Here is a 13,404-nt window from a genome sequence, read left to right as displayed (position 1 = left end):
ATCCGACCCGGGAAACGCGCCGACCCGCGCCGACGGCGTCCAACGCGTTAACGAACTCTGCCCCGCGCCAGCGCGCGGGGCAGAGCAGACTCAGCCTAGGACTGCGGCGGGGCGTAGCCGCCCGGGGCCGTCGGGGGCTGCTGGTAGGACTGCGGATTGGGCAGCGCGTCCGGATCGGACGCCGGGATCGCCGGCTTGGGATCGCGGGACGGCTCGTTGATCGGAGCCGGCTCGCCGCGGTAGCTGATCTCGCCGAAGTTGACGTCGGGCGCCTTGCGGACGGCCGGATCGTTGACCTCGAAGTACGCCGCCTTCTCGAACTTGAAGCTGTTGGCGATGATGTTGCTCGGGATCGACTCGACGCGCGTGTTGTAGTTGCGGACGTTGGCGTTGTAGAAGCGGCGTCCGGCGGCGATGCGGTCTTCGGTGTCGGTCAGCTCGCGCTGCAGCTCGAGGAAGTTCTGGTTGCTGCGCAGCTCGGGGTAGGCCTCGACGGAGACGAGCAGGTTGTGAACGGCACCCGACAAGGCGCTTTCGACCTCAGCACGCTGGGTGGTGGCAGAACCGCCCCCGGCCGACTGCGCGAGCGCGGCAGCCTGGTTGCGCAGGCGGGTGACCTCTTCGAGTGTGTTGCGCTCGTGCGCCGCGTAGGCGCGAACGGTCTCGACCAGGTTCGGGATGAGCTCGTAGCGACGGTTCAGCTCCACGTCGACCTGACGCCACGACTCCTGGATCAGGTTCCGCTGCTTGATGAAGCCGTTGTAGGCGCCGACGGCCCACAGAACGGCCGCGACGACGAGGATGACCAGGATCAACAGGATCCAGCCGATAGCTTGCATGGTTCGTCCTTCCGGGGGGTTGCAGTGCCAGCCTAACGGGCGTGCCTAGGCCAGGCCGAGGTCGGCCAGGCCGAAGGCCGCGCGGTACGCCAGACCTTCGGCCTCGATCCGCTCGCGCGCGCCCGTGTCCCGGTCGACGATGACGGCCACTCCGACGATGTTGCCGCCCGCCTCGCGGACCGCCTCGACCGCGGTCATGACCGAGCCGCCGGTCGTCGAGGTGTCCTCGACGAGCAAGACCGGACGCCCCTGCACCGGCGTCCCCTCGATCTGGCGCTGCATGCCATGGCCCTTGGCGGACTTGCGGACCACGAAGGCGTCCAGTCGTTCGCCGTCGGCTGCCGCGGCGTGCAACATCGCGACAGCGACCGGGTCGGCGCCGAGGGTCAGTCCGCCAGCGGCCTCGAATGCCCAGTCGGCGGTGAGGTCGCGCATGACGCGTCCGACGAGGGGGGCCGCGACGCCGTCCAGGGTCACCCGGCGCAGGTCGATGTAGTAGTCGGCTTCCTGACCGGACGCCAGCGTGACCCGTCCGTGGACGACGGCCAGGTTCTTGATCTGCTCGATGAGCTCGGTGCGGTCGGACATGGCCCTCACCCTAGCGGCGGTGCCCTGCCCGGGGACGGCCTCCCCCGGGGCGACGACGCCTGATGTGGCGGGTTGGACGGCGCCTAGCGTCGGGCTCACGGCAAGGAGGACACCATGACCGAGACCCGCGTGCAGACCCACAGTGCCGCGGCCCCGCCGCAGACGCGGAGCCCTTTGGTCCGTGCCTTGGCCGGGCTGGGGCCTTGTACGTGTTCGGGTACGGCGGCTACACCGCGGGTGATGGACGCCGTGGGTTCGGCGAACGCCTCCGTTCTCGTTACGGTGCTGGGGCTGCTGGCCCAGGTGGCTCCGATCCTGGCTGCGCTCAGCGCCTACCAACTGCTCACCCGCCCGGACGCCGTTGGTCCCATGGGCGTCGAAGGCTAAGCCCACCCCCAGGCGGAGGCGGGGGCCCGCCACCGTGCAGGCCTCCGCTTCCGCCGCCATTACCCTGTCCCGGTGACCACGGACGCCTCGGCCCTGCCCCGCCCCACCTCGCGGCTGGCCGTGTGGGTGGCGCTCGCCATCGTCTACGTGGTGTGGGGGTCGACCTACCTCGCGATCCGGGTCGTCGTGCGCGACCTGCCGCCGCTGCTGAGCGCGGGCGTCCGGTTCTTGGCGGGCGGGCTGATCCTCGGGGTGATTCTGGCGCTGACGCGTCCGGGATCGCTGCGCGTGACGCTCGCCCAGCTGCGCAACAGCGCCCTGGTCGGCGTCCTGCTGATGGGCGGCAACGGGTTCGTGTCGTTGGCCGAGACCCCGACCTTTGGGGTGGCGTCCGGGGTGGCAGCGCTGCTGGTCGCGCTCGTCCCATTGATCATCGTGGTGATGCGAGCGGCCACCGGGGAGCGTCCGGCGCTGCCAACGGTGGCTGGCGTCCTGTGCGGCTTCGCCGGACTGGCGGTGCTGCTCGCGCCGGGGGCGTCCAAGGCGGCGCCGCTCGTGGGATCGCTGCTCGTGGCGGCCGGAGCGCTGACCTGGGCCGCCGGATCGTTCTACGCGGGGCGGTCGGTGATGCCAGCGAATCCGTTCGTGAGCTCGGTGTATCAAATGATCGCCGGCGGCGTGATGCTCACCCTGATCGGGCTCGGCCGTGGCGAGGTCGGCATGCTGCGGCTCGGCCAGGTCGGCGCGGACGCCTGGTTCGCGCTGGTGTATCTGCTCGTGGCGGGCTCGCTCATCGCCTTCACCGCGTACGCCTGGCTGATCCAGCGTGCGCCGGTGTCGCTGGTGACGACCTACGCCTACGTGAACCCGATCATCGCGGTACTGCTCGGGTGGGCGCTGCTCAGCGAGCCCTTCGGCGTCCGGGAGCTGCTGGGTGGCGCGATCATCGTCGCCGGCGTCGCGCTCGTCATCGCCACCGAGCGTCGCGGTCGTTGACGATCCTCCGGCCGGAATTCCGCCCTAGGAGAACCACCCCTTGCCGCCCGGCGGCTCCGGGGAGGAGGACGCGTCGGCGTCCGACCAGGCTTGAGCGCCACCGATCCAGCGGCGCAGCTCGCGTCCGGCCATCACGCGGTAGGGAAAGGCCGCCCTGGCGGCCGTCCGAGCCAGGTCATCGGTCGGCAGCGGGGCGTTGGACGCCAGGACGACGAGGTTGCCGAAGCGGCGTCCCTTCCAGACGGCCGCCTCGGCGCTGACAGCAACGGACGCCCACCGCTCCGCGACCCCGCCGACGAACCGTTTCGCCCAGTAGAACGGCGCCTTGTCGGTGACATTGGCGGCGAACAAACCCCCTTGCCGCAGCCGGGACGAAGCCTCGTCCAAGAACTCCCCCGTCGTCAGCTCCGCCGGCACATGAGCGTCGGCGTAGGCGTCCAGGACGACGGCGTCCGCGTAGTCGACCGGCATCGCGGCGAGCCCCTCGCGTCCGCCGACCTCGCGGATCTTGATGCCCGACAGTCGCGGCAGCGGCACCTTGCGGCGAACCTCCGCGACCAGGTCCGCGTCCGGCTCGCAGACGATCTGCGCAGTGTGCGGACGCCTCGTCTCGACCCATCGCGGGATCGTCATGCCAGCGCCGCCGAGATGGATGACCCGCACGCGTTCGCCGTCCGGACGCGCCAGCACGGTCGCGTCCAGCGCCTCGCACAGGCGCTGGACGTACTCGAACTCGAGCCGCTCCGGGTCGGACGGGTCGACGTAGCTCTGGGCCGTCCCGCCGAACATCACCCGGAAGGCGCCGGGCGTGAACGGGTCGGGCTGGAGCCGCTCGTCGGCGGGCGTCACATCCTGTCGATGAAGTACGCCAGCGAGGCGTTGAAGCGGTCGGCGTCGCTCACGTTGATGCCGTGGGGGCCGTCCGGGATGCGGTCGAGGAAGGCGTTCGGGGCGTACTCGTGGATGCGCGCCGCCGACTTCTCGAACGGCACGTTCTGGTCTCCGTCGCCGTGGATGACGAGCAACGGAACCGGACAGTCGCGCAGGTCCTCCTGGAAGTCGGTGCTCCAGATCCGGATGCAGGCGGGCAGCGCAGTGTGCGAGCCCTGGGCCGCGATCGCGAGCGCCTTCTGGACCTCCTCCTCGGGCACCTTCTGACCGGTCGGGGTGCTGAAGAACGTGTGCATGAAGCCGTCCAGGAAGCCCTCTCGATCCGCGGCGCACTGGTCGGCGAGTCCGTCGAAGAACTCCTGCGGCCCGGCGCCGTTCGGGTTGGCGTCCGTGATGCCCAGCCCGGGTGTGATGCCCGCGGCGAGGACAGCGCCCGCGAGGCGTCCGCCGCCGTAGGTGCCGAGGTAGCGGGCCACCTCGCCCGCCCCCATCGAGAACCCGACGAGGATGGCGCGGTGCAGGTCCAGCTCAGTCAGCAGGTCGTTCAGGTCGGACGCCAGCGTGTCGTAGTCGTAGCCGTCCTCGGGCTTGGACGACTGGCCGAAGCCGCGGCGGTCGTAGGTGATCACGCGATGCCCCAGCTCGGTGAGCGCGCCGACGTTGGCGTCCCACGCGCGGCCCGACAGCGGCCAGCCGTGGATCAGGACCACGGGACGGCCCTCGCCGCCGGAGTCGGTGTAGTGCAAGGTCACAGGCGTGTCGCCGGGAATGGTGAACTCGGGCATCGGTGGCCTCCTGTCGTTGGGACGGTGCACCTCGACCCTAGGCCGGGCCGCCGCGCTCCCTCAAGGAGTTGGTGTCCCAGCCCGGTCACGTCTTACAGGGGCGCGCAGCCTCGGACGCCGTCAGGCCCCTTCGGCCAGCAGCGCGAACGACACCAGCCAGTGGGTCGCCATGAAGTCGCCGGCGTCGATCTCGGGCAGGGCCGAGTCGACCTGGGCGGCTGCGGCGGCCGCGATGCGGGCCGCTGCATCGGCGTCCACGAACGGCGCGAGGGGCCGCAGCATGGCCGCCCGGCTGAGCGCGAGCCCGACGAGGTGGACGATCTTGCCGTCGGTACGGTCGAGGACCTCGGGAATCGTGAGCAGGTTGTCGCCGTCGGACGCCAGGCCGGGCAGGAAGCCTGTGAGCCAGGGCGCGAACTCGACGGTCGGTAGGACGCGACGCATCAGGTCCGCCTCGCAGAGGGCGGCCGACAGGAAGTCGCTGCCGCTCGGCTCCCAGGACGCCGGGTAGTCGCGGTCGCGTCCGAACCAGTCGCGCGCCCTCGCCCCGATCGCGGAGGCGACGTCGTGGCGTCCGAAGGCCGAAGCCGCGTCGAAGAGCAGACCGAGCCCGAAGGCCGTGTTGTCGTGGACGCCGGACCGCACCGGGTAGGCCTGCTTCGGCAGCCAGGCCAGGGTGTGCTCGACGATCACGTCCGCCAGCGGACGCAGGGCGGTCGCCCAACCAGCCGCCGGGTCGGACAGCGGCCCCGGCGCCTCGGCGACGCGGCACACGGACGACGCCAGCAGGGCCGCCCAGCCCCAGCCGTAGGGCCGCTCGAAGCCGGGATGCGCGCGCAGATAGTCGACCTCAACCTCGATGTTCGGCGTTGTCAGGCGCTCATTGAGCACGTCGACGAGCGCGTCCGCCGTCGGCCGGGACAGGTGCCCGGACGCCAGCAGCGTCACCGCCGACCACTGCATGTGCGCTGACGAGTGCCAGTCCAGGCAGCCCCAGAACGCCGGGTGCAGCCAAGCAGGCCGGACGTCGGTGTCGTCCGGCCCGAGCGCCAGGTGCCCCGCCGCCGACGGGTACTCGGTCGCCAGCGCGTGCAAGACCGTCGCCGCCCAGCCATCGGCATGCCTCACCACCACGTCGCTCATCGCCACCCGTCCAGCATGCCGCACCGGTGAGGTCGCCCGACCGGTCCACCGATCCAGTCAGCGCAACAGAATCTCGCCGGTCCGGAGACGTCACCGTCGGCAAACGTGACAAGCGGCGTCCGAGCGGTGGATCCTTCGGGCATGCTCCTCGACCTCAACGCCGACCTCGGCGAAGGCGCCGACGGGCTGAGCGCGAGCGATGCAGCCCTCCTCGGCGTCGTCACCTCGGCCAACATCGCGTGCGGCTTCCACGCCGGGGACGCAGCCACGATGCTCGCGACCTGCCGGGCGGCGTCCGAACGCGGCGTGGCCGTCGGGGCGCACGTCAGCTACCGCGACCGCGCCAACTTCGGCCGGACCTTCCTCGACCTCGACCCCTCGACCCTGGCCGACGACGTGACCGAGCAGCTCACGACCCTCGCCGAGCTCGCCGGACGCGTCGGCGTCCGGGTCACCTACGTCAAGCCGCACGGCGCGCTGTACAACGCGATCGCCCACCACGAGGAGCAGGCCGCCGCCGTCGTCCGGGCGGTCGCAGCGTTCGGACGCATCGCCCTGCTCGGCCTGCCCGCATCGTTCGCGCTGCGGCTCGCGGACGCCGCGGGCCTGGAGTCGGTCGGCGAGGCCTTCGCCGACCGCGCCTACTCCCCCGACGGCACCCTGGTCCCGCGGTCCGAGCCCGGCGCCGTCCTGCACGATGCGGACGCCATCGCCGCGCGCGTCGTCCGGTTCGCCCGGACCGGGACGTTCACCGCCGTCGACGGCTCGGAGATCGCCGTCCCCGCCCGGTCGCTGTGCGTCCACGGTGACACCCCGGACGCCGTCGCGATCGCCCGTGCGGTGCGGCGAGCACTACTCGACGAGGGCGTGGGCCTGGCACCGTTCGCACCCACGGGCGTTAACAGCACGTCCGTCTACCCGTAGGGGCGTGTGAACGTGCTGTTAACGCCAGACTCGATCAGACCCTGCGGCGACCACGCGGTTCTCGTTGACCTCGGCACCCAGGATCGCCGCCGGGCCCTGGACGCGGCGCTCCAGGCCTCCCCACCGACCGGCTTAGTCGACCTCGTCCCCGCGCTTCAGACCCTGCTGCTCACCTTCGCCACCGAAGCCCACCGCGCGGACGCCGTCGCCCGACTGCGGAGCATCGACGTGGACGCCCTCCCCGTCACCGCCCCGGACGCAGGCCAACCGATCGACATCACCGTCCACTACAACGGACCCGACCTCGCCGACGTCGCAGCCCACCTCGGCATCGTCCCCGCCGAGGTCGTCCGACGCCACACCGCCCAACTCTGGACGGTCGACTTCGCCGGCTTCATGCCCGGCTTCGGCTACCTGACCGGCGACGCCGGCGGCCTCGACGTGCCCCGCCTGGCCACCCCCCGGACGCGCGTCCCGGCCGGCTCGGTCGCCCTGGCGGGCTCCTTCACCGGCGTCTATCCGAGCCCGTCGCCCGGCGGCTGGCGGATCATCGGCACGACGGACGCCGTCCTCTTCGACGCCGACCGGACGCCACCCGCCCTGCTCAGCCCCGGACGCCGCGTTCGCTTCGTCGAGGGCCCACGATGAGCCGGGCGTTGCGCGTCGATCGCCCCGGCGTCCTGACCCTGATCCAGGACCTCGGGCGCCCCGGCCACGCCCGCCTCGGCGTCACGGCGTCCGGCGCGTGGGACCGCGCCGCTCTGACCCTCGCCAACCGGTTGCTCGGCAACGCCGAGGGCGCCGCGGGACTCGAGGTCCTGCTCGGCGGCCTGTCGCTGACGGCGCTGCAGCCGATCATGGTCGCGCTGACCGGCGCCGAAGCTCCCCTGCTCGTCGACGGACGCCCCGCCGCCCAGTACGCGCCGGTCGCGCTCCCCCAGGGCTCCCGCCTCGACCTCGGGACGCCGACGCGCGGCCTCCGCTGCTACCTGGCCGTGCGCGGCGGCCTCGACGGACGCCGCGTCTTCGGCAGCCTCAGTTCCGACCCGACGACCGGGCTGGGACCGGCGCCGCTGGCGTCCGGCGCTGAACTCGTTGTCGGCAGCGACGTCGCCGGACCGCTCGGCGACACCGACCTGGCGTCCGGACGCCGCGGGCTCGACGAGCTCGTGCTGCGGGTCGCGCTCGGCCCGCGCGACGACTGGTTCACCCCGGAGGCGATCGACCTGCTCGACACGGCCACGTGGGAGGTGTTGCAGGCGAGCGACCGGGTGGGCACCCGGCTGTCCGGGCCGACGCTGACCCGCGTCCGGCAGGACGAACTCCCTAGTGAGGGGCTCATGCGCGGCGCCGTCCAGGTGCCGGCGGACGGGCAGCCGCTCGTCTTCGGCCCGGATCACCCCACCACGGGCGGCTACCCCGTGATCGCGTGCGTCCTGCGAAACGACGCGGACGCGCTCTCCCAGGCGGTGCCCGGGACGCGCGTCCGGTTCGCGGTGCGGCGTCCCTGATCGGATGCGGCGTCCGTCATTTCTTCCCGGCCGGCTCCTTCTCGCGATCCTCACGGAACGGTGACCCCAGGGCGACCTTGCGGCCGCCCCGCTTTGTCGACCAGCCGGTCAACAGACCGACCATGAACACGCCGATCGACAGGGCGCCGATCGCGAAGACGACGTCGCCCGGCGTCCGCAGCCAACGCAGGATCGTCAGCGACGGCGTGTAGAGGAAGTCGGAGCTGCGGGCGTACCACAGGCCGTGCTCGATGGACGCCCACGCCTGGGCGAGTCCCAGCGGCAGGAGGCTCAGCAGGGCCATCATCAACAGGCCGATGTTGAGCGCCCAGAAGCCGATCTTGAGCGGCAACTCGTTCCACTCGCGTCCGGGCATGAGGCTGCGAACGCAGAAGAGCATCAATCCGATCCCAAGCATGCCGTACACGCCGAACAGGGCGGTGTGACCGTGGAGCGGCGTCAGGTTGAGCCCCTGGACGAAGTACAGCGAGATCGGAGGGTTGATCAGGAAGCCGAACACGCCGGCGCCGAGCATGTTCCAGAACGACACCGAGACGAAGAAGTAGATCGCCCACTTGTAGCCGGCCACCCATTCGCGGACCCGCAGCAGCCGCAGGTGCTTGAACGCTTCGAAGCCCATCAGCGCCAACGGCACGACCTCGAGGGCGCTGAACGCCGCCGACAGTGCCATGACCGTGTCGTTCGCACCCGTGAAGTACAGGTGGTGACCCGTGCCGATGATGCCGCCGGCGAGGAAGATCGTCGTTGAACTGATGACAGCGGTGGTGGCCATCGCGCTGCGGATCAGCCCCAGCCGGGTGAACAGGAACGCGATGACGACCGTCGCGAAGACCTCGAAGAAGCCCTCGACCCACAGGTGCACGACCCACCAGCGCCAGTACTCCATGATCGACAGGTGGGTGTCGCGGCCCATGCCGAACGCCGCCCCGAAGAACGAGGCGATGGCCAGGCAACTGACAAGCAGCATGGTGACCAGCGAGCGCTGCGAGCCGGACGCGAGCGGTGCGGCGTCCGTGGGTGCGATCTTGCCCTCCTTGGCGCGGCTGATAGCCGGCCACATGGCCCGGACCATGAGCGCGAACCAGATGAACAGTCCGGCGAAGAGGGCGATCTGCCAGAAGCGGGCCAGATCCAGGTACTCCATGCCCGTCGTGCCGAACCACCAGGTCAGGGGCGTGCCGTGGCCCATCTTGCCGGTGATCGACAGCCACTGGCCGACCATCGAACCGCCCACGACCAGGATCAGCGCGCCGAACAGCACGTTGACGCCGGCGCGCTGCAGCTTGGGCTCGCGTCCGCCGACCGCTGGCGCGACGTAGAGGCCGGTGGCGAGCCAGGCGGTGGCGATCCAGAAGATGCCGAGCTGGGTGTGCCAGGTCCGGACCACCGCGTACGGAAGGACCTGGTCGATCTGGATGCCGTACAGCGCGCCGCCCTCGACGCCGTAGTGAGCGCTGAGGATGCCCATGGCGATCTGCAGGACGAACAGCGCCCCGACCACGAAGAAGTACTTCAGCGTCGCGCGCTGCGACGGGGTCGACTTGTACCCCAGCAGCGGATCGGCGACGGGCACGTCGTCGATCGTCGTCTCGGCCTCGCCCGTCTCGGACGCCTGGTTGTACCAGACCAGGCCCGCGATGCCGCCCAGCAACAGGATGAAGCTCAGGATGCTCCACAGGATGTTGGTCGACGTCGGGACGTTGTCGATGAGCGGCTCGTGCGGCCAGTTCTGCAGGTAGGTCACCTGGCTGTCGGGGGCATTGGTGGACGCCGCCCAGCTCGACCACCAGAAGAAGTCGGAGAGCTGCTGCAACTGCTGCGGATCGGTCAGGGCGCCCTTCGGGATGGCGTAGCGCTCGTTGCCCTCGACGAAGATCTGCGCGTAGTGGGCCGAGTTCGCCTTCCAGGCCGCGACGCGCTCGGCCGAAAGAACGACCTTGTCGGACGCCACGTCGTACGTGTTCGTCCGGATCGCCAGCTTGAGCTTGGCCTTCAGCGCGGCCTGCTTCTCGGCGTCCAACGTGTCGTAGACGCCCGGGCCGCCGGCGTAGGTGTCCAGGACGGAGGTGACCTCGCGGTGCAGCCAGTCGGCGGTCCAGTCGGGCGCGACGTAGGCGCCATGGCCCCAGACGGAGCCGATCTGCTGGCCGCCCATCGACTGCCAGACCTGCTGCCCGGCCATGATGTCGTCGTGGGTCATGAGCACCGTCGACCCGTCGGTGACGGTGGCGGGGATGGGCGGCTTGTGCTGGTTGATCTGTTGGCCCATGAACAGCAGCACGGCGAACGACGCCACCACGACGGTGATGAGGGCGATCCACCAGCGACGGTCCCGGGCGGAGATCGACGAGAATCCGCGGGCGGGCTGGGCCTCGGCGCGTGCAGACATCAGGACTCCTACATTAATTCACGGAATGTTCCGTGAATAATCTCTCACCTCCCGAGGTGCGCTGGCAACCATCCGAGACGCGCGGTCAGGCCGGGTCCAACGTCACGACGAGGTTGTTGTTGGCGTGCAATTGACCGTCGCTCCACCGCGTGTAGCCGGACGCCGGATCGCACGTCACCAGATGGCGTTGGACGCCCTCGCTCGCGTACAGCCCTTCCGGCAGGGACCGCTTCGGAATGCTCGTGACGCTGGGCACCGCGTACGGCCGGCCAGCGAGGCTCAGAACGTCGCCGGCCCTGAGCCGCGCCACCAGCACCGACAGGTAGGTCGATCCCCCGCGCGGCAGGGTGTGCCCGATCAGCATGCGGTGGTAGACGCAGATCTGCTGGGGATCTGCCGGCGGATCGATCGTCGTCGCGGTCTCGCGGCAAGGTCCGATCGGGTCTTTGATAACGATTCCCGTGGACGCCGCGGCTATCGGCGTCCCGGTCGTCGGCGGCGCCGGTGGCGACGCCGCAGTCGGAGGCGTCCCCGGTGGGGACCCCAGGGAGGGGGACGCCGCGCCGCCCGCGGCGCTGGCCGCGGGCGATCGGGTTGGTCCGGCGGTCGGGGCCGGGGCGCATCCGGAGAGCGCGCCGACCACGGCCAGTGCTGTCACCAGCAGACGAACACCCGGCGAGCCGGGACTACCCACTCTGAACGACCTTGCGCTTGACCGGCGTCGGCGCGGCGGTCGGCTTCGACATGGGCGGGGGCGTCGCGGTCGGCCTCGGACGGGGAGCCGGCGAGGGCGACGGGGTGTCGGACGTCGTCGCCGACGGCGTCGGTGACTGGGAGGTCGTCCCGGTGGCGCCACCGCCGGCTTCGTAGGCGGTGACCGTCGCGGAGGTCTCGAACGACTGTCCTGCGACGGTGACCTTGGCGGTGTCCGTCCACGGGCCGGCGCCCTGGAACTGCATCGATAAGGTCACGAGGAAGAATTCGTCGGGAACGGTGGTGACCAGGGACACCGACTGCGGCGTCCCGGTCCACGTGGCCGCAATGGTGGCCGTCGTGTCGCAGGTTCCCGCCGTGAGAACTCCGGCCAACCCCCAGGTGTCGACGCAGCTGAAGCCCACGACCGAAGAAACTCCGGTGATGGTCTGCCCAGGGCTCGTCAGCCTGTCTGCCACGACCATGGCGGTGCCCGTGTCCTTCGCGGCCGGGGTCCGGATCGTGACGAAGCCGCTCCCGTCCTTGTCTCCTGCCCCCACTTGGCGGCGGTGTCGTATCCTCGACCGTCCTGAGGCGCCCGCTGCGCCTGGTCTGCACCCCCCATGGAACCTGAAGACGATCACCCTCATGAACTCGCTGGCCGGGTTTCGCGTCGTGGCGGCGCACGGGGACGACATCGGATTCAGCGCAGGCGGACCTAGGCCCCCCGGCTCTCGCTTGGCGTCCTGATCAGGCAGCCGTCGGGGTGACCCCAAGCGACCAGATCGACGATCGCATCGCTGCCCCCGGACGCCTGCAGGGCGCCTAGGTGCATGCGGCAGATGACCCCGGGCACGGCGTCCGCCAGCTCGGCGACAGGGCACGATCGCAAGACGATGCCCTCATCGACGCGGACCGGGTCGAAGCCCAAGGCGGTGAGCTGACCCAGGAGATCAGGCGAGGGCTCGGCGTCCAGCACGGCCGCCCAACGGCGTCCGGCGCGGAGGGCCACGGAGGCCGCCTCAGGAAGTTCGGCCACCTCCTCCGCGAGTGCCATGACGATTGCGGCCGCACCGACCGCGTCCGCCTTGGGGGCGACGCTGCGGTAGCGGAGGGCTGGTCGCCCGCGCCGACCGCCATCGACTGCAGCGTCGGAGGTCACGAGACCGCCATCGATGAGGGCTGTCAGGTGCTCGCGCAAGGTATTGGGGTGACTGCCCGTCTGCGCCGAAAGTTCGCCAAGACTGATCGGAGCGTCGCCGTTCTCGCGGACCGCGTCTAGCACCCGCCGACGGGCGCGCGAGAGGGAGCCCTCCTCATGACTCCCTGCCGACATGACAAGCATCCTATTCGGGTCGCAAGGGCTGACCGTTGGGTTCTCTTCAGCCGACGTCGGCCCCGGCGCCCGATGAAATCTGACCCCCTGCTCGGCGACCAGATCGAGGCCTACTCGCCAGTCGAGATGCCATCAGGTGATCCGTAACCTTCTCCGCCTGAAGAATCCTGATTCCGTGGACGGACGCCCGCTCATCGCGGGCACCAACATCGTCGGCAAGGGCTGGGCCAAGGGCGTCGCCGGGCAAGCGGTCGCCGGCGCGATCGGAGGGGCAGTCGGCAGCGCGATGGGCACCGGCTCGGTCGCGAAGATCACGACCGGGATGAAGGGCTTCCTCGCGCTGACGGCGGACGAACTGCTGCTCATGACCCTCGGCGGGCTGATGGTTCTCAAACCGAAGGACGTTGTCGCTCGCGTGCCGCGCAGCGAGGTGGCGTCCATCACGATGGGCAAGCAGAACGCGGTGAGCGCCCCCCTGGACGTGACGTTCACCGCCGGCTCCGTCTGGCAGTTCGAGGTGCCCCGCCCGACCATGGCCAACGGACGCGACCTGGTGGAGAAGTTCGCCTGATCGGTCGTCCGGGCCAACTGGATCGCCGGGGAGTTCAGGGCCCCCACGGCGACCGCCGCCAACAGCCCCCGACGCACGCCGACCGCAGGGGAAGAACCGGCCGGCGCGGTCGTTCGTTGGCTGAGCCTGTCGAAGCCCTTTTCGGTTGCGGCCTCGACCAGCTCAGCCACCGACCCACCGTGGGCCCTAGATGCCGAACGTGATAGCCGCAGTGAACCCGGCCGTCCCTATCCGCCAGACTCGTGTGAGACGCCCGAGTTGATCGGAACTTGGCTGGGGCGGGGACAGGAGAATCGGATCCCATGACCAGCGCCATGGCAACACCCGCAG

General features: G+C 70.5%; 15 protein-coding genes and 1 pseudogene. 6 read left to right on the top strand and 10 right to left on the bottom strand.

From position 1 onward, the window contains the following. Positions 1 to 95: 95 nt before the first annotated feature. Together FN821_RS06880 and pyrE are read right to left on the bottom strand one after the other, a co-directional pair. Positions 96 to 839 (bottom strand): LemA family protein, encoded by a 744-nt coding sequence (locus tag FN821_RS06880; RefSeq protein WP_131172080.1) that lies wholly within the window; start codon positions 837 to 839, stop codon positions 96 to 98. Between the two features lie 45 nt (positions 840 to 884). Then, positions 885 to 1,427, bottom strand: a complete 543-nt coding sequence (pyrE, locus tag FN821_RS06875) for an orotate phosphoribosyltransferase (RefSeq protein WP_131172081.1) — start codon at positions 1,425 to 1,427, stop codon at positions 885 to 887. Positions 1,428 to 1,541: 114 nt separating this feature from the next. Here pyrE and FN821_RS06870 point away from each other — a divergent pair, with 114 nt between their 5' ends. Further along, positions 1,542 to 1,814, top strand: a complete 273-nt coding sequence (locus FN821_RS06870) for a hypothetical protein (RefSeq protein ID WP_131172082.1) — start codon at positions 1,542 to 1,544, stop codon at positions 1,812 to 1,814. A 72-nt stretch (positions 1,815 to 1,886) separates the two neighbouring features. Then, positions 1,887 to 2,810 (top strand): EamA family transporter, encoded by a 924-nt coding sequence (locus tag FN821_RS06865; RefSeq protein ID WP_206662047.1) that lies wholly within the window; start codon positions 1,887 to 1,889, stop codon positions 2,808 to 2,810. 24 nt (positions 2,811 to 2,834) lie between these two features. On the opposite strand, the gene FN821_RS06860 is transcribed toward FN821_RS06865, so the two are convergent. The 3 genes from FN821_RS06860 to FN821_RS06850 form a co-directional block, all read right to left on the bottom strand. Then, positions 2,835 to 3,599, bottom strand: coding sequence for a spermidine synthase (locus FN821_RS06860; RefSeq protein ID WP_131172098.1), 765 nt, complete (start codon positions 3,597 to 3,599; stop codon positions 2,835 to 2,837). Between the two features lie 56 nt (positions 3,600 to 3,655). Further along, complete coding sequence (locus FN821_RS06855) at positions 3,656 to 4,486, bottom strand: alpha/beta fold hydrolase (RefSeq protein ID WP_131172083.1); 831 nt, start codon at positions 4,484 to 4,486, stop codon at positions 3,656 to 3,658. 120 nt (positions 4,487 to 4,606) lie between these two features. Continuing rightward, the gene (locus FN821_RS06850) at positions 4,607 to 5,629 is read right to left on the bottom strand and encodes a DUF2891 family protein (protein ID WP_131172099.1); all 1,023 of its coding nucleotides are present in this window, start codon (positions 5,627 to 5,629) and stop codon (positions 4,607 to 4,609) included. Positions 5,630 to 5,770: 141 nt separating this feature from the next. Between FN821_RS06850 and FN821_RS06845 the strand changes: the two genes are divergently transcribed. From FN821_RS06845 to FN821_RS06835, 3 genes are read left to right on the top strand one after another with little or no spacing between them, the layout of a single operon-like run. Beyond that, positions 5,771 to 6,553, top strand: coding sequence for a LamB/YcsF family protein (locus FN821_RS06845; protein WP_131172084.1), 783 nt, complete (start codon positions 5,771 to 5,773; stop codon positions 6,551 to 6,553). A 12-nt stretch (positions 6,554 to 6,565) separates the two neighbouring features. Next, on the top strand, positions 6,566 to 7,201 hold the full coding sequence (locus tag FN821_RS06840; protein WP_206662048.1) for a 5-oxoprolinase subunit B family protein: 636 nt from the start codon (positions 6,566 to 6,568) through the stop codon (positions 7,199 to 7,201). Continuing rightward, a complete protein-coding gene (locus tag FN821_RS06835; RefSeq protein WP_131172085.1) occupies positions 7,198 to 8,064 on the top strand; it encodes a 5-oxoprolinase subunit C family protein in 867 nt (288 codons plus the stop codon). The genes FN821_RS06840 and FN821_RS06835 overlap by 4 nt, the downstream gene beginning before the upstream one ends. A gap of 16 nt (positions 8,065 to 8,080) precedes the next feature. On the opposite strand, the gene FN821_RS06830 is transcribed toward FN821_RS06835, so the two are convergent. The 5 genes and pseudogenes from FN821_RS06830 to FN821_RS15030 all read right to left on the bottom strand — a co-directional run. Then, a complete protein-coding gene (locus FN821_RS06830) occupies positions 8,081 to 10,474 on the bottom strand; it encodes a nitric-oxide reductase large subunit (RefSeq protein ID WP_131172086.1) in 2,394 nt (797 codons plus the stop codon). A gap of 85 nt (positions 10,475 to 10,559) precedes the next feature. Then, positions 10,560 to 11,132 (bottom strand): sortase family protein, encoded by a 573-nt coding sequence (locus tag FN821_RS06825; RefSeq protein WP_131172087.1) that lies wholly within the window; start codon positions 11,130 to 11,132, stop codon positions 10,560 to 10,562. Between the two features lie 28 nt (positions 11,133 to 11,160). Continuing rightward, the gene (locus FN821_RS06820; protein WP_131172088.1) at positions 11,161 to 11,727 is read right to left on the bottom strand and encodes a hypothetical protein; all 567 of its coding nucleotides are present in this window, start codon (positions 11,725 to 11,727) and stop codon (positions 11,161 to 11,163) included. 158 nt (positions 11,728 to 11,885) lie between these two features. Beyond that, a complete protein-coding gene (locus tag FN821_RS14660; protein WP_241660160.1) occupies positions 11,886 to 12,224 on the bottom strand; it encodes a helix-turn-helix domain-containing protein in 339 nt (112 codons plus the stop codon). A gap of 105 nt (positions 12,225 to 12,329) precedes the next feature. Then, positions 12,330 to 12,503 (bottom strand): annotated as a pseudogene (locus tag FN821_RS15030) (helix-turn-helix domain-containing protein); the annotation flags it as partial. Between the two features lie 175 nt (positions 12,504 to 12,678). On the opposite strand from FN821_RS15030, the gene FN821_RS06810 reads away from it, so the two are divergent. Beyond that, complete coding sequence (locus FN821_RS06810; RefSeq protein WP_131172090.1) at positions 12,679 to 13,074, top strand: hypothetical protein; 396 nt, start codon at positions 12,679 to 12,681, stop codon at positions 13,072 to 13,074. The last annotated feature ends 330 nt before the right edge of the window (positions 13,075 to 13,404 follow it).

Origin of the sequence: Propioniciclava tarda (genome assembly GCF_900182665.1) — a bacterium.
Taxonomy (GTDB): Bacteria; Actinomycetota; Actinomycetes; order Propionibacteriales; family Propionibacteriaceae; genus Propioniciclava; species Propioniciclava tarda.
This window is presented reverse-complemented; position numbering and strand designations above follow the sequence as displayed.